The sequence below is a fragment of the Bacteroides sp. AM16-13 genome (assembly GCF_003602705.1).
GTDB lineage: Bacteria > Bacteroidota > Bacteroidia > Bacteroidales > Bacteroidaceae > Bacteroides > Bacteroides xylanisolvens.
The window spans coordinates 101616-125835 of sequence record NZ_QTLK01000021.1; the positions used below are offsets into that span (position 1 = coordinate 101616).

The following is a 24220-nucleotide window of genomic DNA, read 5'->3' on the forward strand; positions in this document are numbered from 1 at the left end:
TTGTATTGTATCTATGAGGCTGTCGGATGAATAATGATGGTTAATGTGTCATATTCCGTATTAATAAGATTGGTATGTGATGCGTATAATATAAGTTGGTTAAACAAGAGTAAGTAGAGATTTTAATGATCTTGAGAATATCGGTAAGCGTCAATTGCATTCTTAACCGAACCATGTAACAGTAACAATTTTTGTGCATGGTCATGATTTAATCCTAGTTCCTCCATAATCATCCTGGTGCCTCTTTCTACCAGTTTATGATTACTAAGCTGCATATTTACCATCTTATTTCCTTTCACCCGTCCAAGTTGAATCATCACCGACGTACTAATCATATTCAGAATCATTTTCTGTCCGGTGCCTGATTTCATCCGGGAACTGCCTGTCACATATTCCGGCCCTACAATCATTTCGATGGCGACATCCGCTTCTGCTGCCATTGGAGAATCGGGATTACTGGTGATACAACCTGTCAGGACACCGTGTTTACGGGCTTCCCGTAAAGCACCGATTACGTACGGGGTAGTGCCGGAAGCGGCAATGCCGATAACGGTGTCTTTTTCGTTGATCTGGTGTTCGACGAGTTCTTCCCAACCTCGATTTTCATCATCTTCGGCTCCTTCTACCGGATTGCGCAGGGCTGTATCGCCTCCTGCAATCAGTCCGATAATCCAGTTGGGAGACATTCCGAAAGTAGGAGGGATTTCGGAAGCATCCAATACTCCCAGGCGACCGCTTGTGCCGGCCCCCATATAAAAGATGCGTCCGCCTTGTTTCATGCGGGGTACAATCTGATTGACAAGCTCTTCAATTTGTGGAATAGCCTTTTGTACGGCTAACGCTACTTTCTGATCTTCCTGGTTGATATCTTCTAAGATCTCTCGCACAGATTTCTTTTCCAGATGATCGTAAAAGGACGGTTGTTCGGTTATCTGCATTTTTATAATTACTGGTTATAAATTACAATAGGTAAAAGAATTATTGTTGATGGTATTGAATCAGCCCTTCCATCGGACTTTGAAGAATCTTACCGATCTGAATACCTGTTGTTTGCGCAGCCTCCTGCAAAATCTCCTTGTAACAGTGAGCTACGGAACCAATAAAATGTACTGGATATTGCTTATAATCATATTGCATCACGTTTCTGCGGAGAAAAGCGATAAAGCTGTTGAGTACTAGTGAACGGATAGCCGGTTCTTCCAAGTGCTGTGCAAGGAAAGGGGAGAGACTAGCCAGAAAACGGTTCGGAAAGGGTTGGCGGTAAACGCGGTCGATGATTTCGGGGGCCGTCAGGTCGAACTGTTTTAAGAAAGCTTCTTTGATGGCGGGTGGAAGCTGGTTTTTCAGTACATCGCCTACCAGTAGTTTTCCTAAGACTGCGCCGCTTCCTTCATCTCCCAGGATGAATCCAAGAGGGGAGATGTTGTTGACAATCTCTTCACCGTTGTAGAAACAGGAATTGGAACCTGTGCCGAGGATGCAGGCAATCCCTGCTTCATGTCCGCATAGTCCGCGGGCAGCGGCAAGCATATCCGAGTTGGCTTTGATATTTCCGATGACAGGCAGGCTGTCGGCGATGGCCCGCCGGAGGACGGGAGCCTTTTCGGGAGTGCAGCCTGCACCATAAAAAAAGACGGAGTTGATCGTTCCTTCCGGTAGTTGTGGCAGAAGGGAATGTGTCAGCTCTTGTTGAATTTCTTCTTCTGATTGGAAGAAGGGATTAATTCCCTTCGTTCCCATTCGTTTGATTGGGGTGTCGTTGAAAACGATGCACCAGTCGGTTTTTGTAGAACCACTATCTGCAATGAGTATCATATCTTTGAGTTTTTTATTGTTTCTTTCCGAAAGAATCCTCCAGTCGGTTGCGAATCATTAATGAGGCGACGATACCGGGTAGGGTACAAATACAAACCCAGATAAAGAAGTTTGTGTATCCGAGATGTTCCTGTATCCATCCGGCAGGCATACCGGGAATCATCATGCCTAGTGCCATAAATCCGGTTCCGATAGCATAGTGCGCCGTTTTGTGTTCACCTTCTGCTATATAAATCAGATATAGCATATAAGCGGTAAAACCGAAACCATACCCCAACTGTTCGATCGCTACACAAATGGCTATAAATATAGGATTGTCCGGGGTGGCGGCAGCCATCCATACATATAATAGATCGGGAATGTTGATGGCTAATGCCATGGGTAATATCCATTTCTTGAATCCGTCACGGGAAACGAGGAAACCACTAATGATTCCACCGAGCAATAAAGCTATGACACCTATCGTGCCGTAGATCATTCCGACAGTTGCTGTGGATAAACCCAGTCCACCTTTATCGGTCGTGTCGAGCAGGAAAGGAGAAGCTATTTTGGCTAACTGTGATTCTCCCAACCGGTAGGTGAGGAGGAAAAAGAACATGAGACCGAGGTTCTTTTTCTGAAAGAATGTGACAAAGGTCAGGAGGAAATCTCCCAACAACTTACCCGGTGTGAGTCCGGGACGTTTAATGTCCGAATCAGGATGGGGGAGGATAAGCCGATGATAGATAGTAAGAGCCAGAAATAATCCGGCAAGGAGGTAGAATGTAATACTCCATGCCAGGGGAATATTGTTCTGTGACGTTTCCAGCCATCCTGCCAGCATGACTAGAATTCCCTGCCCGAAAATATTGGCAAGCCGATAGAAAGTATTCCGGATACCGACAAAGAAAGATTGTTCCTTATTATTGAGTCCGAGCATATAGAAACCGTCTGCTGCGATGTCATGCGTAGCGGAACTGAACGCCAACAGCCAGAAAAAAGCAAGAGTCAACTGTACATAATGAGCAGTCGGAATAAAGAAGGCTATTCCTGCAAATCCGGCAGCGATGAAACCTTGCATGGCAATAATCCAGGCACGCTTCGTTTTCACCAGGTCGACGAATGGACTCCATAGCGGTTTGATAGTCCAGGGAAGATAGAGCCAGGAAGTGTATAAGGCTATTTCCGTATTGGATAATCCTAAACGCTTGTACATGATAACAGCAATCGTCATTACCGCTACGTATGGCAGCCCTTCTGCGAAGTAGAGGGTGGGTATCCAGCTCCAGGGATTTCTTTTTATAGTGGGGGTTGTCATGGTATTATTCTTTTTTATTGATATTGTTTCTCGAGCGTACTGCCGGGGTAATAGTGAGACAGTATTTCTTCATATTTGTAACCTTGCTCTCCCATTACGGCAGCACCAATCTGGCAAAGTCCTACTCCATGCCCCCATCCGGCTCCGGTAAGGATGAATCGTGAAGGGATTTTATCCTCTTTATGTCCTTTTTCCTCATATTCCTTGTCTACTACGAAGGCGGAACTATACAGATGAGAAGTAGATAAGGTACGGCGTATTTCCAACTCTTTTCCAATGATGAGTGTCCGTAAGGTTCCTACAATCTTTAGTCGGACAAGACGTCCGGATGTTCCCCGTTCTACAGGAATTAAATCAATGATTTGTCCGAAATCAATCCCTGAACGTTGATGAATCAGTTCTGAAAGCTCCTGCTGCGAATAACTGACTTTCCAACGATAGAAGTCTGCTGTTTCCTGATCGTAGTTGTTTAGTACTTGGCTTAGAATTTTCTTATCCTGCGTATTACAAAAAGCAACAGGTGAGGTACGTATCCATTTATCAGCTTCCGCCTCTATGTTCAAATCGGGAAGTTGTTTTTCAGTCTTGCTATCCCGTTGTCTGATTAGATAAGGATGCTTTACGTTTTCCCAACAATTTTGGAACTCTTCAAAAGCTCCGCCACAACATTTAGAGAAACGGGCATCACAAATCGCTCCTTTATACATCAGCACTTCCCCCCGCGTGGCGGAGACTGCTTCGATGGCTTGTGGTGTTGAGGCTCGTGTAATTCCCTGATAACGCTGGCAATGATCATCGGCACATACATCGAAATTTCTATGTGCTTCATGGTCATACCACTTAATAAATGAAGAATTAGGAATGAAGAATGAAGAATTGGCTGCGCTGTCTTTTTGCAAAGTTCTTTTAAATTCTTCATTCTTCATTCTTAATTCTTTATTTTTTTCGAGTAACCAGCTTCGGGAGATGACGGCGTGAGCCTTTAGTAGTTCTAAAGAAGCTGTTGCGCTCATCTCTGATGAAATTACACTGGTAAGATATTCTTCAATGGAAATCACATTGATGGCGGTTAGTTGTTCTCCTTCGACGATGATCTTTAATTCCCCTTTGAATTTCTGGACTTCTTTGCGTTCCCAATGGAAGTTGATTCCGATGGTCACATCTTTCAGTTCAAAGAAAGCATGCGCATTTTGTGGAGGAATGAAGGATAATTCGTCGTACTCTTTCCCTTGCCAATGAATCTTCCCATCCTGATAAATAACTTTCTGTGTCCCGGAAATTTCCGTTCCGACAGAAGAACTAAATTTCACCGGGAAAGAGAATTCAATCTCTTTCCCGGAAAGGATACCGACTGTTATTTGAGGTTGAGTCATAATACAGCTTTAATACGTTCTAGTATTTTTTGCAGTTTTTCTTTGGATATAGATATTTCCCGATAGATATCATATACCTTTTCAGGAGTCAGTTTCTCCATATCCTCTTCACGTACTATAGGGAATATGCCGTTCATTTCAGCTATAGCAGGACTGATGAGAATTTGTTCGTCTCCTTTTGCGTAATAGCAGTCGGGACGATGTTTGCTGCGTAAGAAGATAATACAATTGTAAGGGTGTTCGGCCACTGATTCAAATTCTTCTTCGTAGCGCTCTCTAAAATCCTCTTTGGTGCGTTCCAAACCATACCAGGCAAGAATATTCATCATTGGTTCTTTTCCGTTATTATTGGCAGCTAAGATGTCGTAAATCAGATGAAAGGTTTTCGACATTGTTTTCTTATTTTTCGCCTGAATCCTGATGAAACTGTACGGAAAATCTTCATAACTAATTCGCACCTTGTCGTTATCTATTAAATCTATGTGATCGTAATATGATCCCTGCATACTTTCCTCTTTACTGCAAGCTTGAAAATGGGCATGATCGGGAGCGGAAGCTCCACATTCCGGTCCATTATACAAAAGGAAGTATTCTCTCATTATGTCGGTGAATTCTATCATATCTTTAAAACGCCCGGCTATGGATTGCGACTTGTGTTCCTTATCTACAATTGTAAAGTGGTGTTTAAATATGGGATAGGGATTAACCAGTATCTGATAATTCCTATAACTGATGAATTCTTGTTCCTGCGGTCGGTTTGTTTGGCAGAGGAAGCAAGGCCGTGAGTGAATGGAGGCAGTATCTGTCTGTGCGGTAGTCGAAAGAATACGTTTCGGATTAAGGAATAGGTTCGCATCTAAATATTGCTTACCAAACCATTTGGATATTTCTTTTGTTCGTGACCGATACTGTTCCAATGCCTGGTAATTCTCTTTGGCTAGTTCCCAAGAAAGAGTTTGCTTTTGGAATAACTGTTCGATTCTTTGCTGAATTTTCTCTAATGTCGTTTCTTGTTGCAGGATGCGCTGTTCCAATTCCCACGTACGAAGCCGGTCTTTATATAGATTATTCTGGTTGATTTTCTCAATAGGCAGTGCAGCATCCGAGTTGCCTTCCCAACGGCGGCAAAGGTAAATCACGTCGTATATTCTGCCTATCTGATAATCGTGTGAAATTTTCAATCCAAGGGCATAATCTTCTCCATAGCTTGTGTTCGGGACTTTGATTTCCCGAAGAATGGGCGTGTAGAATGCACGGGGAGCTCCCAGACCGTTGATACGTAATGCATTATTTCGTCCGTTGTCGGGCGTCCATTCCTTATGATCGATGATGCCGGGGGCAATTTCCTGCATATCAAAGTTAGTCATCATATAAGTGCCGATTACCATTGCACATTTCTGTGTATAGAAAGTATCAATAATGATTTGCAGGCTATGTTCGTCTTTATACACGTCATCGCTATCAAGTTGGACGGCAAACTTTCCGCATTTCTCGTGATGGATACCTATGTTCCAACATCCGCCTATACCGAGGTCATCTCTTTCGGGAATGACGTGAATCAGCCGCTTGTCCGAACTAAGTTCATGGAGAACTTCACTGGTCCCGTCTGTCGAATGATTGTCGATGACAATGACATTGAACGGAAAGGTCGTTTGCTGGTTCAGTGCCGAGTGTACGGCATCTTTGACTGTGCGAATACGGTTGCGTACGGGTATAATGACAGAAGCTTCATACTCAAAAGTGTGGGAAGAAAAGTCTACAGGACGGAAGATAGGATAAAGATATCCGCCAATTTCCTTCAAATGGTTGGCGCATGCCTGTTCCATTTCAATCTGTACCTGACGGTTTTTAGGGTCTACATAATCGAACTGCTTCTCACCGCTTTTCCGCTTGTCACTTTCTACTTCGGTATATAGATATTCGTTGATGTGTACCAGTTTGCTCTTTTGGGATATTTTGAGTCTCAAATCATACAAGCCTGCATATTGATATTCCTCTTCCGTATTTTCTATAACTTCCTTGAATGCGTTGGCATTGAACAGTAAAACCGAGCCGAAATTGAAGTCGTCACGCAGGCTACCGGGTTGGTAATCAATGACCGGAGCTGTTTTTTGCACACCGTCTATCTGTTGGTAATGGTCTGCATATACCATGCCAGCTTGGGTCATTTCCATTACTTGAACCATTCTTTCAAGAGCGAACATGCCTATTTTTAGTGCAGTGTGTTTGGTATAGAGCAAGGTATATGTTTTATCAGAATGTTCTGCAATAGCTCGCATCGCTTGTGTAGACTGCATTTTCTCTACAGAGATGAGTTCGCATCCGGGAATACAGACATTGGTAATTGGCGATGCCAATAAATAAATTTTGTCTACCAGCGTTGATGCACGTAACTCCTTAACTGTTTGCACAGTTTCTTCCAACCGGCTGAAAGGAAGAAAACAGTTGATTGTTGTTTTCATTATTTTACTTTTTGTTTTGTAGTATGAGTTGTGTAAGATGTTTCTTTGTCTTGTCTTTTGATGAACAAACAAAGTCCAAGGAATGTGAACAGGGCATTGATTATCAACAACTCGTAACTAATTTGGTAACCGTTGAGCCATGCTTCCGAATTTCTTTGAAGGATATAGCAAAGAATAGGAGAAGCGATAGCTACCAACGGAATATATTTATCATAAACTTGTTTCTTGGTGAAGATGCCGAAAGCGAACAATCCTAAGATAGGGCCATACGTATAACTGGCTAATGTGTAAATCGCATCAATCACACTCGTGTTGTTCAGCAGATTGAATACGAAAATGACTGCTCCCATCACAACTGCCATACCGATATGTACATGTTTGCGTATTTGGCTAAGTGCCGCCTCTCCTTTTTTCTGTGCATGTAAAATATCTACAGTAAAGGAAGTGGTCAGTGCCGTCAAGGCAGAACCCGCTGCAGAATAGGCGGAGGCTATCAGTCCGATAATGAATAATATTCCGACTATGCCGGGAAAATAATTTCCGGTAGCAATCATCGGAAACAACTCGTCGCTTTTTTTCGGATTCCCAATGCCTTGCTGTGCTGTAAACGTATATAACAGTACTCCCAGCATCAGGAAAAGCAGAATGACAAAGAATTGTGAGATTCCACTGGTAATCATATTCTTCTGTGAGTCCCGGAAGTTCTTGCAGCTAAGATTGCGCTGCATCATATCCTGGTCGAGCCCGTTCATGGCAATAACGGTGAATACTCCTGCCAGGAATTGCTTGAAGAAATATCGTTTGTCATTAACATCGTCAAAAAAGAATGTCTTGGAAAAGTCACTGTCTGAAATCGTACTAACCAAACCACTGAAATTCAGATGCAAGCTGGAAGCAATATAATAGATGCAAAGTACAACCGACACTACCAGGCAGAATGTTTTTAGAACATCCGTCCATATCAATGATTTCACTCCACCGCGGAAAGTGTAGAGCCATACTATAAATACGGTAAGTATGACATTCAACAGGAAAGGAAGATGGAAAGGTTCGAAGATCAGCAGTTGTAGCGTCAGGCATACCAGAAATAGTCGAACGGCAGCTCCCAGCATCTTTGAGATAAAGAAGAACCATGCTCCTGTTTTATAGGATGAAGCTCCGAACCTATTCTCCAGATATTCATATATGGAAACCAGGTTCATACGATAAAAGAGAGGAACGAGTACAAACGCAATGATAATTTGTCCTACTATGAATCCCAGCACCATTTGCAGGTAAGAAAAGCTACTTGCCTGTACCATACCCGGAACGGAAACGAAAGTGACTCCGGAAATGGTGGAACCAATCATGGCAAAAGCAACAACATACCATGCCGATTTACGGTTTCCGACAAAGAATCCCTCATTGTCGGCTTTGCGTCCTGCTATATAAGAGATAGTGAACAGGATTATAAAGTATGCCACAATAGTGATAGATATAACGGCTGGACTCATATCTGCTATTTAAATTGGTTTGAGGATGAATGATCCGAATTAGTTTATCTTTGTCTACAAAAGTAGGGAATTTATCATATATATGTATACTCCTACCTATTTTTTATTCCCGGTGTGCCTCCGGTCGCGTGTTTGGACGAACGCCAGTTTTTATTGAGCGAGGACAACTCCGGAGATTTCTTTTCAAGCGAAATGCCGGTTATTTTGTCAATGGTGTGCATTTCATCTCTAAAACAACAAGTGTCAAAAGTATGTCCTGGTGCAGTCTCTTTACTACTCGAAAGTGCCAGATACCCACCATTATTGTTCAGTGCCGGGAAGTTCGGTATAATTACTATATTTTCTCCACCAACTTTATGTTTCTGAACAACTCTGTTGAAGTATTTCGTGAAACAAAGATAAGTTTTGGAAGGAATGGCTAGGGGAGTAGAAGGACTCTCATTTTGAAGGATAGTAGTATTGTATATTGTCCCGTCTTCATGCATTTTATATAGATAAAGTGCGGGTAAAATGACTGCCTGTTCAGTTGGATTATAGATTTCTACATATTCTGCACCATCAGTGGCATTGTTATACATTATTTCATTGAAAAGAAGCATACCTCTCACATCTTCCGGTAATTCGGGAGTGTCTGGATTATCTGGAAGGTCCGTATCGGGGTTATCGGGTGTTTCGTCGGGTGATGTGTTCGTTTTTACGTCATTAGACAACTGTATGTGATGGAACGTGAATCCTTTACAACGGGTTTTGGTGTAAATGCAGTATATACCGCAGTAGCGGGAAGTCTGTATATCGGTATCTTTTATCTGTCTTTCTTTTACGTATTCATTCTCGGATTCAAGCCGTGTCCAAAAAGTCCAGTAACCGTTATTGTCACATTCTACTTTTATGTATAGTTTCGGTGAAGAGTTTCCTTTCATCAGTTCTCTTCCCGAAGCCAGTAGTTTAGACTGCTCTCCGTTCTGACGATAAAGAGTTACATTATCTTTTGCTCCTCCAATCTGAATGTAATAGCCGTTTAAATTGCCGGAAAGAATGTTTGAGGAAGAAGTCAGATAAAATCGTGCATAATTGTTGGCGGAGGGGTTGAAGGTGAGGTGAACTCCAAATTCCCAACGGGTATTTTTTACAGAGGTAGAAGGAATGGTGACATAAGCTGTTCCGGCGTCTTCCTGCGGATCATTTAGATGGATTCCTTCTTTAGAATTGATGGTGAATTTGTCCATTTCTCCTTCCCAGGGAAGTTCGGGTGTGATAGTGTCTTCTCCTTTTAAATCTCCCTTTTCTTCGTCATCAGCAGGAAGCGAACAGTTGTAGAACAACATACTGAAAAAACATAAGAGAATGATTGTTTGGTAAATTTTCATGCGGTTTTTAATTTGAGTTTTTCGTTTTACCGTATTTGTTTGTGTATAGCGCAGAAGCAATTGCGGTTTGGATATTTGAATGAGGGACAAAGATAGACCTTCTTCTTGTAAATAAGACATTATTTATGTAAAAAAGATCACAAGTTCCTTTTATTCCCTGCAAATGTGCGGAAGGAAACTAATATAAGAAATTAGGTATTTATAAAGAAAGTGACCGACTTGTATTGCGACGATTGTCGTGCAGCAAGTCGGCCACTTATTGAGTCTTATCAATGTGCTTTTTTTAAGACTAGATGTTCTTAACTTTAATCAGATATTCGGCAATCTGAACTGCATTCAGAGCAGCGCCTTTCTTGATCTGGTCACCTACAATCCAGAAAGTCAATCCGTTTTCGTTTGTCAGGTCTTTGCGGATACGGCCTACGTATACCGGATCTTTACCTGCCAGGAACAGCGGCATCGGGTATTCTTTTTCTGCCGGATTGTCCTGAAGAACCAGCCCTTCACCGTTAGCGAATGCTTCACGAGCTTCTTCTACGGAAATCGGACGTTCTGTTTCTACCCAGATACTTTCAGAGTGAGCGCGTAATGCAGGAACACGTACACAAGTTGCACTAACCTTTACGTCAGAATGCATGATCTTACGTGTTTCATTATACATTTTCATTTCTTCTTTCGTATAACCGTTTTCTGTAAATACGTCAATCTGCGGAATCAGGTTGAAAGCCAACTGATAGGCAAACTTCTCTACAGTCACAGGCTCGTTTGCCAATACCTGGCGATATTGTTCGTACAATTCGTCCATAGCAGCAGCACCCGCGCCACTTGCTGCCTGATAGGTAGACACATGCACGGTTTTTATATGAGAAAGCTTTTCGATGGCTTTCAGTGCAACTACCATCTGGATAGTCGTACAATTCGGGTTGGCAATAACGCCACGCGGACGTTCCAATGCATCTTCTGCATTTACTTCAGGCACAACCAAAGGTACGTCGGCATCCATACGGAATGCACTGGAGTTGTCGATCATCACAGCACCATACTTGGTGATTGTTTTTTCGAACTCCTTGGATGTTCCTGCACCAGCAGAAGTGAAAGCAATGTCTACCCCTTTAAAGTCATCGTTGTGTTGTAAGAGTTTCACCTCGATCTGTTTACCGCGGAAAGTATAAGTTGTTCCGGCACTACGTTTAGAACCGAACAAAACTAACTCGTCCATCGGGAAGTTTCTCTCATCGAGCACGCGCAGGAATTCTTGTCCTACGGCTCCGCTTACGCCAACAATAGCTACTTTCATCTTTTTCTTTTGTTAAATTGTGAATATTGAATTTCTTTCCTTCATCCTGTCGAATCGGAAAGATTTGGCTGCAAAATTATAACAATTTAGCATATAAACATCGCTTTTGAGAGAAAAAATCAGTTTCTCGGCGGATTTCTTTAACCTTACGTATAATCAAGTGTAGTTGTTGGACGGAATGTTATGTAGCGTTGTCGATGTCGGCAAGCACACGGCGGAGATCGGCCAGTAAGGGGGCGAGTTCTTCGCGAGTAATGTCAAATACCAGTTCTGTATCTACCGAAAGATACTCATGCGAGATAATATTACGCATTCCGATGATTTGCTTCCATGGGGTCGACGGGTAACGGGCAAAAAGGTTACCAGCAGTAAGGTCATCCACTTGGCGAATTGTTTCACCGATTGTTTGCAGACACATGCAGGTGGAGTTGAAAAGCACCATGCCACTCATATTGGTGAGGAAGTCATGATAAGTTTTAACGTCAGCCGTAGTTTCAAGAACAAATACAGTCTGACGTTCCACAAAGCGGAGCATATCCACTATTTGTTCATTAGATATAGATCGCATCACGTTCAATATTTTGCCGGAACAACTGACGCATATTCTCGTGCAGGGTCAATAAATCTACCTTAATATGAAAAAGATGTTCAAGTTCCTCCTTGATAGCCATATAGGTGCGGAAGGTGGTTTTGTGCAACTTCACGCAGACGTCAATATCGCTATCTTCTCGCTGTTCGCCCCGTGCGGCGGAGCCGAAAAGAGCAAGTTGCTCAATACCGTACTTCTCACCGGCAACACTCTTAAATTGGCGTAGCAATTCCAGAATTTCATCAGTTGTCTTCATAGGGCAATTCTCCTTTCATAGATTACTTTCTGCAAACTTACAAAATTTCATAGAGAATAACAACGCTTTGAGAGTAATAGTTTTCATTTCTAGTATGTCAAAGAGCGATGTGGGATATTTTCCCGCTTGTTATTCTATTATTATCTTTTTCTTGTTTTTTTATGCAACGGAGAATACGATCGGTAATATATACACTCGTTGTATTCCTGTGAAGGTGGACCTGTATAAGGACAATACGGAAAGTTGCAAGTGGTTAATTCAGTAATTTACTACTCAACTACTTACTACTTGACTACTGAATAATACGTCTGGACATTCATTGTGATTTTGCAAACTTTTTTGTTCCTTTGCAGAGAATTCCTAAAACCACAGTCTATGAACCTGTTTGATCTCAATTTAACTCTGCCGATTTCTGATCCGACCTGGGTGTTCTTTTTGGTACTAATTATCATTCTCTTTGCTCCGATGATCCTCGGACGTCTTCATATACCTCATATTATAGGCATGATTCTGGCGGGGGTATTGATTGGCGAACACGGTTTTCATGTACTCGATCGGGACAGTAGCTTCGAATTGTTCGGTAAAGTAGGACTCTATTATATCATGTTTCTTGCCGGTCTTGAGATGGATATGGAAGACTTTAAGAAAAACCGGACGAAAAGTTTTGTGTTTGGCTGGCTCACCTTTCTGATTCCGATGGCGTTGGGAATATGGAGTAGTATGAGTATGCTGGGCTATGGCTTTCTCACGGCGGTGTTATTGGCAAGTATGTATGCTTCCCATACCTTAATTGCCTATCCTATTATTAGCCGTTATGGATTGTCGCGTTTGCGCAGTGTCAATATAACCATTGGGGGTACAGCCGTCACCGTCACCCTTGCTTTGATTATTCTTGCCGTCATAGGTGGTATGTTTAAAGGCACTGTTGATGGTTGGTTCTGGGTGTTTCTTGTGGCAAAAGTGGCTTTTCTCGGATTCCTGATTGTATTCTTCTTTCCCCGCATCGGACGTTGGTTCTTCCGGAAGTATGATGATAGCGTGATGCAGTTTGTATTTGTGTTGGCAATGGTCTTCCTCGGAGGAGGATTGATGGAATTCGTGGGAATGGAAGGAATTTTAGGCGCTTTTCTGGCAGGCTTGGTGTTGAATCGTTTGATTCCTCATGTATCTCCTTTGATGAACCGCTTGGAATTTGTGGGAAATGCGTTGTTTATTCCTTACTTCCTGATTGGTGTCGGGATGATTATTGATGTAAGGAGCCTGTTTACCGGAGGTGAAGCATTGAAAGTGGCTATTGTAATGACGGTGGTGGCGACCTTTAGTAAATGGTTGGCTGCCTGGATCACGCAGAAGATATACCGGATGCAATCAAATGAACGGAGCATGATATTCGGCTTGAGTAATGCGCAGGCCGCGGCTACACTGGCAGCAGTGTTGATCGGCCATGAAATCATTATGGAGAATGGAGAACGCTTGTTGAATGATGATGTATTAAACGGTACGGTAGTAATGATACTTTTCACTTGCGTCATCAGTTCTTTGGTGACCGAACGTTCGGCCCGCCGTTTCGCTCTGGATGAAAATGTGCAAGCGGAAGAAGAAGCTAAACAGATAAATAAGGAGCAGATCCTGATTCCGGTCGCTAATCCGGAGACGATTGAAGATTTGGTTAATCTGGCTTTGGTGATAAAGGATGCCAAGCAGAAGAATGCATTGGTTGCATTGAATGTGATTAATGATAATAACAGTTCGGAGAAGAAAGAGCAGCAGGGTAAACGGAATTTGGAGAAGGCTGCTATGATTGCCGCTGCCGCCGATGTGCCTGTCACGATGGTGAGCCGTTATGATTTGAATATTGCTTCGGGGATTATCCATACGATTAAAGAATATGAAGCTACGGATATTGTGATCGGTCTGCACCGGAAGGCCAATATTGTCGATTCTTTCTTCGGACATCTGGCTGAAAGCCTATTGAAAGGTACGCATCGTGAAGTGATGATTGCCAAATTCCTGATGCCGGTTAACACCCTGCGCCGAATTAATATTGCCGTTCCGCCAAAGGCTGAATATGAATCGGGTTTCTCAAAGTGGGTGGAACATTTCTGCCGTATGGGAAGCATCCTCGGCTGTCGGGTGCATTTCTTTGCCAATGAGCGTACATTGATGCGCCTTCAGCAACTGGTGAAGAAAAGACATGCAGGTACCCCGACAGAATTTTCCATCCTGGAAGAGTGGGAAGATCTCCTGTTATTGACAGGACAGGTGAATTATGACCACTTGCTGGTGGTTGTTTCTGCCCGTCGCGGGTCTATCTCTTACGATACCTCTTTTGAACGTCTGCCAGCGCAACTGGGAAAATATTTCTCTAATAATAGTTTGATTATCATCTATCCCGATCAGTTTGGAGAACCGCAGGAAATTGTGTCATTCTCTGATCCGCGCGGACATAATGAATCTCAACATTATGAGAAAGTGGGTAAATGGTTCTATAAATGGTTAAAGAAAAACTGATGGAAAAATACGACTGGCAACAGAGAACAGCACTCCTGTTAGGAGAGGAAAAGATGGAACGCATCCGGAACGCGCATGTATTGGTCGTGGGATTGGGTGGAGTGGGAGCTTACGCCGCCGAGATGATCTGCCGCGCAGGAGTCGGACGGATGACGATGGTAGATGCCGATACAGTGCAGCCTACCAATATGAATCGTCAGTTGCCGGCCATGCATTCCACACTGGGAATGTCGAAAGCGGAAGTATTGGCTGCCCGTTATAAAGATATAAATCCGGATATCGAATTGACCGTTCTGCCCGTCTACCTGAAAGATGAGAATATACCGGAACTGTTGGATGCCAATCAATATGATTTTATAGTAGATGCTATTGATACGATCAGTCCGAAATGCTTTCTGATTTATGAGGCGATGAAACGTCGTATAAAGATTGTTTCCAGTATGGGGGCAGGAGCGAAGAGTGACATCACCCAAGTTCGTTTTGCCGATCTTTGGGAGACGTATCATTGCGGTTTGAGCAAGGCGGTACGGAAACGCTTGCAGAAGATGGGAATGAAACGGAAACTTCCGGTAGTGTTCAGTACGGAACAAGCCGACCCGAAAGCCGTGTTGCTGACGGATGATGAACAGAATAAGAAATCGACGTGTGGAACAGTCAGTTATATGCCGGCCGTGTTTGGGTGCTATCTGGCTGAATATGTCATTAAACGATTATAAAGGCTATTATGATAAAACTAGAAGGTATAACGAAGAGTTTCGGCTCATTACAAGTGTTGAAAGGCATTGATCTGGAAATCAATAAAGGAGAAATTGTCAGTATCGTAGGTCCGAGCGGTGCCGGTAAAACGACTTTGTTGCAGATCATGGGCACTCTCGATGAACCGGACGCAGGTACGGTGCAGATTGACGGAACAGTAGTAAGCCGGATGAAAGAGAAAGAACTATCTGCATTCCGTAATAAGAATATCGGTTTTGTTTTCCAGTTTCATCAACTGTTGCCGGAGTTTACGGCATTAGAAAATGTGATGATTCCCGCTCTCATTGCAGGCGTTTCTTCCAAAGAGGCAAATGACCGTGCTACGAAGATTCTGGATTTCATGGGGCTGGTTGACCGTGCTTCTCATAAACCGAATGAACTGTCGGGAGGTGAGAAACAACGGGTAGCGGTAGCGCGGGCTTTGATTAACGACCCGGCAGTTATTCTAGCAGACGAACCATCCGGTAGTCTGGATACACATAATAAAGAAGATTTACATCAACTGTTCTTCGATTTGAGGGACCGTCTGGGGCAGACTTTTGTCATAGTGACGCATGACGAGGGACTTGCCAAAATCACGGACCGGACAGTCCATATGGTGGATGGTATGATTAAAAAATATTAATTAGAGAACCTAACTTCTAAAAATGTATACCAAAAAGGTAGAGCCTTGCAAGTGTTCTATCTTTTAGCTATATATTTATAGTCGCTTCTCTACGGAAGTCTGTGAAGATGATAGTAGAGTGTTTGTTTTGTTTGTGTGTGATGCATTCTTGTCTGGTGTGATAGGAATGCATCTTTTTTTATTTATTATAACAAATGTAGGGCTCGATCCGTTCAAGATCAATAGGAGTGAACTCCTCATAAAGGGATAATTGCTTCAGACTTTTTAAGATTCCTTTCTTTTTCCGATATTCTATGATGACCTTCGCTTGATAGTAGTTTATATATGGATGACGCATCATTCGTTCCATACCGGCTTTGTTTAAATTGATACGGTGTATCTGATCGGTGTCAATAGAAAACCACGGGCGGAGTCTTTCGGCTTTTAGATGAATCTCTTGTAACTGCTCTATCCGGCAAAAGCCCCCCAGTCGTTCGCGGTAATTCACGATCATCCGGGCAATATTGCTTCCGACTCCCGGAATCTTTTTAAGTTCGGCGGTATCAGCAGAGTTGAGGCTGACGACAGTTCCCGGTTGGTATTTCACAAGTGTATCTCGTTGTATGCTTTGTACGGTTAATAACCGTATTGTATCTTTATCTTTCGAACTGAAATTTTCTGTAATTTGGATATAAGGATGAAGAGTCTGGTAGTGTTCTTCTGTGAGTCCGTATATCTTTCGAAAATCCTCCGGATGGCGGAATTTTCCTTGTTTATGGCGATAGTGCAGAATATTCTTTATCATCCAGGATGGTAATCCGAGCGAAAGGAAAGTAGTGGAGTCTGCGGTGTTCGGATCGAACATCGTAAGCTTGATTTCCCTTTGAGGGGTTGATGGAAAAGAATGACCGAACCTGTTGTGAGGTTTTGTTTCCCGGAGAGAGGCAACAAAGTCATTATATTCTTGATCGGATTTCTCATTCTCTGTGCAGCCGGTATCTTCGGTACGAGTGAAAAAGGCAAAGAGTTCAGGAGCTGCATATACTCCTAAAATAAGAACGACAAGGACGATAATGCCTTGTCGTTCGGTTTTAGTATAATAAAGGAAGTCTTTCCACATTATAGCTTGATTAGCCCCAGTTCATTGATAAATATCAGTGAGATGGCGATTGGTGCGATATATTTTAATATAAAGATAATAAGCTTGTATACCGGTATCTTTAACGAGCCGTCATTGGTAATCTCTGACCATACAATCTTTTTATCCAGATACCATCCGGTAAAGAGGGAGATACACAGTCCGCCAAGTGGTAACATGATTTTAGCTGTTACGAAGTCGAAGAGATCGAACATTCCCAGTCCGAAAACGGTGAATCCTTTCATGACTCCCAATGATAATGAACAGAATATTCCGAGGAAGACACAACCGCCGGTGACTAACCTTGCTGCTTTTCCACGGGAAAGATTGAACTCCTCGTGAAGATAAGCGGTTACTACTTCGTGCAAAGAAATGGTAGAAGTTAAAGCAGCCATCGCCAACAATGCGTAGAACATTACAGAGAATATGTATGCTAGTACGGGAACTCCGCCAAATGCCTGTTGGAATACATTAGGCAGCGTGATAAAGATGAGACTGGGACCTGAATCCGGTTGTATGCCAACCGAAAAGGCTGCCGGGAAGATGATAAATCCGGCTAGTATTGCCACAAAAGTATCAATGATTCCTACACTGAAAGCTGTTTTAGTCAGGTTGGTTTCTTTACTGAAATAAGAGGCGTAGGTGCAAAGGCATCCCATACCCAGACTCAAAGAGAAGAAAGCCTGTCCCATGGCACTCAAAAACACATTTCCGTCCACTTTGCTAAAATCGGGTTTGAGCAGGAATTCAATACCCGCACCAGCTCCCGGCAGAGTGACCGAACAAACTACCAGTATAAGGATAATGATAAACAAGGTAGGCATCATAATCTTCGAAGACTTTTCAATCCCCTTTTCTACTCCTTTCACGATAATGAAATGAGTAATCAATAAAAATGCTACCAGCCATACGACCGGTCGCCACGGGCTACTGGAAAATTGTTGGAAAGAAGAGATGAACTCTCCGGAGTTTTTTCCGGCAAAGCCATTGGTGGCAGCCTCAAAAATATATTCAAGTGTCCATCCTGCTACTACTGCATAATAACTAAGTATAAGAAAACCTGCTAATACTCCCATGCGTCCTACCCAACGCCAATGCGTTCCCGGAGCTAGTGTTTGATACGCTCTTGCAGTGTTGGCTCTTGATCGGCGTCCTATCAGGAACTCGGCAATCATAATAGGCAATCCCAAGAGAAAGATGCAACCTAAATAGATCAGTATAAAAGCGGCACCTCCATGATTTCCTGTTTCGTATGGAAACCTCCATATATTACCCAACCCGACTGCAGAACCGGCAGAAGCGAGTATAACCCCTAATTTGCTGCCGAAGTTCGCTCTATCAATTTTTGCCATAAATCTTGTTTTATCTTACAAATCGTTATAAAATATACGAGTTAAAGTGCAAATATAGAAAATGATACTTATATTTGCACGAAAATTGTAATATTATTTAGATATGCTATCTTATATTAAGAAATATCCTATCTCGCTTTTTATCATTTTGACAGTGATTTATCTGTCGTTCTTTAAACCGCCTAAGACGGATTTGAATGAAATTCCCAATTTAGACAAACTGGTTCATGTTTGTATGTATTTCGGTATGTCGGGGATGTTGTGGCTGGAGTTTTTGCGTGCACATCGCAGGGATCATGCTCCCATGTGGCATGCGTGGGTAGGGGCATTCCTTTGTCCGGTGCTTTTCAGCGGTTGTGTGGAGTTGCTGCAGGAATACTGTACTACTTACCGGGGTGGTGACTGGTTGGATTTTGCGGCCAATACAACAGGAGCGATTCTGGCTAGTTTAGTGGCCTATTATGTCGTACGGCCGAGGATGAAAATAAATAGTAAAAGGCAATCTATGAACAACAAAGGTGAACGATAAGCCGTGAATGATGGCAAATAATAAACGGTGAATAATGGATATGATATAGTCAACCATTATTCACCGTTTATTATTTATCATTTGAAGTTTACCATTCCGGCTTTATAGAAATTCTACCGTTGAACTAAGCTTGATCCCATTGGAACCTTTAATAAGAATGGTATATCCTTTGGGTTTATCTTCTTGCAAATCCTTTATAACTTCCTGCACATTTGCATAAGTTTTAAAAGAATGTTCACTTGCGGCAAACTGTTCTCCCACGAGCCATACTTTCTCAAAATCACTTTCTTTGATGTAGTCAACGATTTTCTGATGCTCGGCCGGGCTATCAGCACCCAGTTCGCGCATATCTCCTAATATGAGCATCTTGTGAGGGACTGTCATGTTCCGGAAGTTTTGCAAGGCAGCCATCATGCTGGTTGGGTTTGCGTTGTATGCGTCAATGATAAGCGTGTTATCTTCCGTCTTTTTAAGTTGGGAACGGTTGTTCTGTGGCGTATACTCTGCCAGAGCTTCATCGATCTTCTTTGCTTCCACTCCAAAGAAACGTCCGATAGTGATTGCAGCCAGGGCATTGGGGAAATTATATTCTCCGATCAATTGTGTACAGACTTGATGGGCTTCACCGTCTTTACCGGCTTTCCATTCGAAAGCAAGATAAGGCGAATTGCCGGTAATCCGGCCATTGACATAGAGATCATCTTCTGTTCCATAAGAAATCAGGTTCAATCCCTGTGAAATATTCATCAAATAGGGGTTATCGTGATGGATAAAGGTGATGGCATCTTTCTTGCGGAGGAAATCATAAAGCTCTCCTTTGGTTTTGATAACTCCTTCGAAAGAACCGAATCCCTCCAGATGAGCTTTGCCTACGTTAGTGATAATACCATAATCCGGTTCGGCTATTTCGCAAAGAAACTTGATTTCCCCCGGATGGTTGGCGCCCATCTCAATGACGGCAAGGTCATGTTCCGGTTTTAACCGTAGCAGGGTAGTCGGTACACCGATATGGTTGTTGAGATTACCTAAAGTATAAAGCACATTATGGTTTTGGCAGAGAACACTGGAAATTAATTCTTTGGTAGTTGTCTTCCCATTAGTGCCTGTAATGCCAATCACTCGCGTTCCAAGTTGGCGGCGATGATAGTTGGCAAGCTGCTGCATGGTTTGCAGGCAGTCGTCTACAAGTATATATCGTTGGTCGCCTTCTATGGCATACTGTATTTCATCGATAATGGCAAACGCGCATCCGGAGTCCAGCGCTAATTTGGCAAATGCATTACCGTTGAACGACTCACCTTTCAAGGCGATAAACAAAGAACCGTCCGGGCAGTTCCGGCTATCAGTAGTTACTGATTGGCAATCCAGAAAAATCTGGTAAAGAGCAGAAAGTTTCATAACCTGATCTTTTATTTAAAACGTTGCAAAGATAGGCTATTCTTTCGGATTTGATGGGAGTTCGGGCAGTTTTTTGCTTAGGCATATATCAAAGGAAGAGTCAGGATCATCCGGCATCCTTCTGTATAAGAAGTATCGATCCGGAGGCTGCCTCCTAACTTTTCGGCAATACTCCGGCATATCGGAAGTCCGAGCCCGGTGCCCTGCGTGAAAGAATTCATTTTGTAGAAACGTTCAAATACCGCTTCCTGTTGGTCTTTCGGGATGCCTGTTCCTGTATCGGTCACACTGATTTCAATTTTCTTTTCAGCTTCCAATACGGAATAAGCGATGCGAATACTGCCATGAGTCGTAAATTTAGTGGCATTATGTGCCAGGTTGTTCAATACTTGTGATATACGTTCCGAATTACTGCGTATGAGCAGGCTATCTCTTTCAGGTTCGAATAAAACTTTTACATCTTTCTGCGTGTTATCTTTGGCAACTTCAGATGCAAGTTGACAGATCGCATTAAGGTCTGTTTCGGGGTCAGTGGGCAGTTGTTCGTATTGATCCAGTTCGGACAGCGTGAGCACATCAGTCACCAGTCGAAGCAAGTCGTTACTGTTGCTTTTGATGATATTGACAAACTCTTGTGTTTCTGGACTGTTGCTGTAATGGTCGCTTAATACCTGCGAGAAGCCTACGATAGAGTTGAGCGGTGTGCGGATTTCGTGCGTCATGCTCTGGATAAATGTTGTTTTCATCCGGCTGCTTGCCTCCGCTATATCTTTGGCTTTACGCAATTCTTCCCTCGATACCATAAGTTCTTCATTCCTTGTTTTAAGTTCGGCTTCCGAAACTTTCAGTTTGCGTTTCAAGAAGTTTTCTCTATAAAGGAATATGAATAAGATACCTAATAAAATAATCAATGAAATAATCAAGGTTGTTTTATTATGCAACTCCTTCTCTTGTGCCTGAAGCATGAGTTCTTTCTTTTCGGCATTGAGCTTTTCTACATTTAATAAGGTGGCGAATTCGCTGCTGGCCACTTGCTCATTGGCTATTTTCAAAGAGTCATCCGCGTTGATGTACATTTGCAGATATTTGACCGCCAGGTTCATATTTCCCATCTTTTGGTAGATTTCGCCCTGTGTGCGGTAATGGCTGCTGCTAAGTATGCTTTCGCTTAAACGGCGTTCTTCTTTTTCCTGCATCTTTGCGGCTTCCAGCGCTTTCTGATATTGTTTGGTCTGCTGGTAGTATAAACATTCTATATTATATAGTCTCTTTTTGATAGACTCCAGTCTTTTGTCCTGTTCAAATGCTGCCTGACACTCCTTCAGTAATTTTTCGGCAGCTTGAAAGTCGCCGAACTTGCTGTAGTAGTTTACGAATTCCAACTTGGCAGATATTTGTTGCGTAGAGGAATTGGCAGTTGCAATGGCTTTTTCCACAGCAGCCAATGCTTCTTTTTGCTTTTTCTGGTTGATGTAATAGTTGGCTATCTGGGCATAAGTCTGGGAGATGTTGTAGTTTTCGATCTTGTATTTTTCAGTCAGCTCGATTTCTTTCAATCGCCACTCGAACGCCATCGAATCGAATCTTTTGATGGTGTAGATTTGCGACATGATGTTATAGCAACGGGAGAGGCCGGTCTTATCATCCTCTTCTTGAGCTTCTTTTAACATGTTTTGCACTTCATAAAGTGCTATGTTTGTTCTGCTTGTTTTTAGGTAATAGGTAATTAATCTATTAGCCCATGCGAAGTAATAGTATTTAGGCTGATGAGTGGCCTTGGCGAATTCTTTTACTTTGTTGGTATAGTGGATTACGCTGTCTTCATTGGTTCCCTGGAAATAATAATAATCCAGTTGAGTGGCTATGGCTACTGCCTGCATTCGTTCGTCCTGCCGTTCGCCGGCCATTCGGAATAAAGTGTCGGACATATTAAGTACAACAGGCTCTAATAAGTATTCTTGACAACGTTGATAATATTCATAGAGAGTAGAGTCAACATTGAAAGTTTCAGCCTCTTTTTGAGCTTTAGCAGTAGTGGTAAAGAACAAAATGAGGAAAAGAAATCCTACGCGAAATAGGGTTAATCGGCTCATGGTATGAATTTTTCGGGTTCTTCTATAGTTTGCAAATATACGTTTATTTCTTCTTTTTAGTACGAATACTTGCTTTTTTTATCTACATTTGTAGGCGATCTAAAAGGAATGTTGTCAATGATGAAACCTATATCTCCTATTTATATAAATGTAAAAGGGCGGTTGCTCGATCTTGCTACTCCGCAGGTAATGGGAATTTTAAATGTTACTCCCGATTCTTTTTATTCCGGCAGCCGGATGCAGACTGAAGAAGACATTGCTGCCCGGGCCCGGCAGATACTTGATGAAGGTGCTTCAATAATTGATATAGGAGCCTATTCTTCACGGCCGAATGCCGAACATATTTCTGCTGAAGAAGAGATGAGAAGACTGCGTACCGGTTTGGAAATTATGAATCGTAATCATCCCGAAGCCATTATTTCCGTTGATACTTTCCGGGCTGATGTGGCGGAAGAATGTGTGAAAGAATATGGAGTGGCTATTATTAATGACATAGCTGCCGGTGAAATGGATCACCGGATGTTTCAGACAGTAGCCGACTTGGGAGTACCTTATATAATGATGCACATGCAGGGAACTCCCCAAAATATGCAGAAAGAACCGTCTTATGATAATCTGATAAAAGATGTTTTCCTGTATTTCGCCCGTAAAGTGCAGCAACTTCGCGACTTGGGAGTGAAAGATATCATTCTCGATCCGGGATTCGGATTCGGAAAGACACTGGAACATAATTATGAACTATTGGCACATCTGGAAGAGTTTCATATCTTCGAACTTCCTGTTTTAGTGGGAGTTTCACGAAAATCAATGATTTATAAATTGTTGGGAGGAACCCCGCAAGATTCATTGAACGGGACAACCGTATTGGACACTGTTGCGTTAATGAAAGGAGCGCATATCCTGCGGGTGCATGATGTGCGTGAAGCGGTGGAAGCTGTCCGGATCACAGAGAAATTAAAAATAGAGAGTGGATATGACAAATAAGAGGAGGGGGCATGTTTTTTGAGTTTGGCATAAAAGATTTTATTGATATTCTGCTGGTAGCTTTTGTTTTGTACTATACCTACAAATTGATGAAAGCTTCCGGTTCTATCAAGGTGTTCACCGGAATTCTGGTTTTTATCCTGATCTGGCTGGTGGTGACGCAAGTGCTGGAAATGAAATTGTTGGGCTCTATTTTCGACACATTGATGAATGTGGGTGTGATCGCGTTGATTGTTCTTTTTCAGGATGAGATACGCCGTTTCCTCTTGACTTTGGGATCTCACCGACATGTCAGCGCACTGGCCCGTCTTTTTAACGGTTCGAAAAAAGAGTCGTTGAAGCATGACGATATCATGCCGGTGGTAATGGCTTGTTTGAATATGGGGAAGCAAAAAGTCGGCGCATTGATTGTCATAGAGCATAACGTTCCTTTAGACGAAGTCGTCCGCACGGGCGAACTGATTGATGCGGCGATCAACCAACGTTTAATCGAAAATATATTCTTCAAGAATAGTCCGTTGCACGATGGCGCAATGGTAATCAGTAAAAAACGTATCAAGGCAGCAGGATGTATTCTTCCTGTATCTCATGATTTGAATATACCGAAAGAACTTGGCTTGCGACATCGCGCAGCAATGGGAATCTCTCAACAGTCGGATGCTCATGCTATTATTGTTTCGGAAGAAACAGGCGGTATCTCCGTAGCCTATCGCGGACAATTTTATCTTCGTCTGAACGCGGAAGAATTGGAAAGTCTGCTGACAAAAGAAAACTGATTTTATAGTGATAGGCCAATGGTCAAATAATGATGGTCGTTTTATGACTATCATTATTTGACCATTGGTGTTTTATTTATGCGAATCAGTAGTTGAACTCTGATTCCTTGTTTTAGAAAATTAGATAAAT

The 24220-nt window shown here is 42.6% G+C and carries 20 protein-coding genes; 6 read left to right on the forward strand and 14 right to left on the reverse strand.

What is annotated here, in order from left to right:
* Positions 1 to 122: 122 nt before the first annotated feature.
* The 10 genes from murQ to DW173_RS16795 form a co-directional block, all read right to left on the reverse strand.
* On the reverse strand, positions 123 to 938 hold the full coding sequence (murQ, locus tag DW173_RS16750; RefSeq protein WP_015532256.1) for an N-acetylmuramic acid 6-phosphate etherase: 816 nt from the start codon (positions 936 to 938) through the stop codon (positions 123 to 125).
* Between the two features lie 40 nt (positions 939 to 978).
* On the reverse strand, positions 979 to 1815 hold the full coding sequence (locus DW173_RS16755; RefSeq protein ID WP_008024377.1) for an ATPase: 837 nt from the start codon (positions 1813 to 1815) through the stop codon (positions 979 to 981).
* A gap of 13 nt (positions 1816 to 1828) precedes the next feature.
* The gene (locus DW173_RS16760) at positions 1829 to 3112 is read right to left on the reverse strand and encodes an MFS transporter (RefSeq protein ID WP_004309646.1); all 1284 of its coding nucleotides are present in this window, start codon (positions 3110 to 3112) and stop codon (positions 1829 to 1831) included.
* Positions 3113 to 3126: 14 nt separating this feature from the next.
* Complete coding sequence (locus DW173_RS16765) at positions 3127 to 4485, reverse strand: SpoIID/LytB domain-containing protein (protein WP_120144832.1); 1359 nt, start codon at positions 4483 to 4485, stop codon at positions 3127 to 3129.
* Complete coding sequence (locus tag DW173_RS16770; RefSeq protein ID WP_120144833.1) at positions 4482 to 6947, reverse strand: DUF4922 domain-containing protein; 2466 nt, start codon at positions 6945 to 6947, stop codon at positions 4482 to 4484. Before DW173_RS16770 ends, DW173_RS16765 begins: the two co-directional genes overlap by 4 nt.
* The gene (locus tag DW173_RS16775; RefSeq protein WP_120144834.1) at positions 6947 to 8440 is read right to left on the reverse strand and encodes a sodium:solute symporter; all 1494 of its coding nucleotides are present in this window, start codon (positions 8438 to 8440) and stop codon (positions 6947 to 6949) included. Before DW173_RS16775 ends, DW173_RS16770 begins: the two co-directional genes overlap by 1 nt.
* 92 nt (positions 8441 to 8532) lie before the next feature.
* Positions 8533 to 9807, reverse strand: coding sequence for a lamin tail domain-containing protein (locus DW173_RS16780; RefSeq protein WP_120144835.1), 1275 nt, complete (start codon positions 9805 to 9807; stop codon positions 8533 to 8535).
* Between the two features lie 289 nt (positions 9808 to 10096).
* Positions 10097 to 11104, reverse strand: a complete 1008-nt coding sequence (locus DW173_RS16785; protein ID WP_004299708.1) for an aspartate-semialdehyde dehydrogenase — start codon at positions 11102 to 11104, stop codon at positions 10097 to 10099.
* Between the two features lie 181 nt (positions 11105 to 11285).
* The gene (locus DW173_RS16790) at positions 11286 to 11672 is read right to left on the reverse strand and encodes a DUF86 domain-containing protein (RefSeq protein ID WP_008024384.1); all 387 of its coding nucleotides are present in this window, start codon (positions 11670 to 11672) and stop codon (positions 11286 to 11288) included.
* The gene (locus tag DW173_RS16795; protein ID WP_008024385.1) at positions 11656 to 11949 is read right to left on the reverse strand and encodes a nucleotidyltransferase family protein; all 294 of its coding nucleotides are present in this window, start codon (positions 11947 to 11949) and stop codon (positions 11656 to 11658) included. Before DW173_RS16795 ends, DW173_RS16790 begins: the two co-directional genes overlap by 17 nt.
* A 375-nt stretch (positions 11950 to 12324) precedes the next feature.
* Between DW173_RS16795 and DW173_RS16800 the strand changes: the two genes are divergently transcribed.
* From DW173_RS16800 to DW173_RS16810, 3 genes are read left to right on the forward strand one after another with little or no spacing between them, the layout of a single operon-like run.
* Positions 12325 to 14460: a cation:proton antiporter gene (locus DW173_RS16800; protein ID WP_120144836.1), complete on the forward strand. Its 2136-nt coding sequence runs from the start codon at positions 12325 to 12327 to the stop codon at positions 14458 to 14460.
* Positions 14442 to 15176 carry a ThiF family adenylyltransferase gene (locus DW173_RS16805; protein ID WP_120144844.1) on the forward strand — a complete coding sequence of 245 codons (735 nt, stop codon included), beginning with the start codon at positions 14442 to 14444 and terminating at the stop codon, positions 15174 to 15176. The genes DW173_RS16800 and DW173_RS16805 overlap by 19 nt, the downstream gene beginning before the upstream one ends.
* Before the next feature lie 8 nt (positions 15177 to 15184).
* On the forward strand, positions 15185 to 15841 hold the full coding sequence (locus DW173_RS16810) for an ABC transporter ATP-binding protein (RefSeq protein WP_004314881.1): 657 nt from the start codon (positions 15185 to 15187) through the stop codon (positions 15839 to 15841).
* Positions 15842 to 16019: 178 nt separating this feature from the next.
* Here the strand turns inward: DW173_RS16810 and DW173_RS16815 are convergent, their stop codons facing one another.
* Both DW173_RS16815 and DW173_RS16820 read right to left on the reverse strand, forming a co-directional pair.
* Positions 16020 to 16940, reverse strand: a complete 921-nt coding sequence (locus tag DW173_RS16815) for a helix-hairpin-helix domain-containing protein (RefSeq protein WP_120144837.1) — start codon at positions 16938 to 16940, stop codon at positions 16020 to 16022.
* Complete coding sequence (locus DW173_RS16820) at positions 16940 to 18310, reverse strand: sodium-dependent transporter (RefSeq protein ID WP_118218317.1); 1371 nt, start codon at positions 18308 to 18310, stop codon at positions 16940 to 16942. Before DW173_RS16820 ends, DW173_RS16815 begins: the two co-directional genes overlap by 1 nt.
* 103 nt (positions 18311 to 18413) lie before the next feature.
* On the opposite strand from DW173_RS16820, the gene DW173_RS16825 reads away from it, so the two are divergent.
* A complete protein-coding gene (locus DW173_RS16825) occupies positions 18414 to 18839 on the forward strand; it encodes a VanZ family protein (protein WP_120144838.1) in 426 nt (141 codons plus the stop codon).
* A 102-nt stretch (positions 18840 to 18941) separates the two neighbouring features.
* Here DW173_RS16825 and DW173_RS16830 read toward each other — a convergent pair whose 3' ends face one another.
* Both DW173_RS16830 and DW173_RS16835 read right to left on the reverse strand, forming a co-directional pair.
* Complete coding sequence (locus tag DW173_RS16830; protein WP_120144839.1) at positions 18942 to 20237, reverse strand: UDP-N-acetylmuramoyl-tripeptide--D-alanyl-D-alanine ligase; 1296 nt, start codon at positions 20235 to 20237, stop codon at positions 18942 to 18944.
* A 77-nt stretch (positions 20238 to 20314) separates the two neighbouring features.
* Positions 20315 to 22330 carry a sensor histidine kinase gene (locus DW173_RS16835; RefSeq protein ID WP_120144840.1) on the reverse strand — a complete coding sequence of 672 codons (2016 nt, stop codon included), beginning with the start codon at positions 22328 to 22330 and terminating at the stop codon, positions 20315 to 20317.
* 117 nt (positions 22331 to 22447) lie between these two features.
* Here DW173_RS16835 and folP point away from each other — a divergent pair, with 117 nt between their 5' ends.
* Positions 22448 to 23314 (forward strand): dihydropteroate synthase, encoded by an 867-nt coding sequence (gene folP, locus DW173_RS16840; RefSeq protein WP_195564270.1) that lies wholly within the window; start codon positions 22448 to 22450, stop codon positions 23312 to 23314.
* A gap of 11 nt (positions 23315 to 23325) precedes the next feature.
* The gene (cdaA, locus tag DW173_RS16845) at positions 23326 to 24090 is read left to right on the forward strand and encodes a diadenylate cyclase CdaA (RefSeq protein WP_004299718.1); all 765 of its coding nucleotides are present in this window, start codon (positions 23326 to 23328) and stop codon (positions 24088 to 24090) included.
* Positions 24091 to 24220 lie beyond the last annotated feature (130 nt).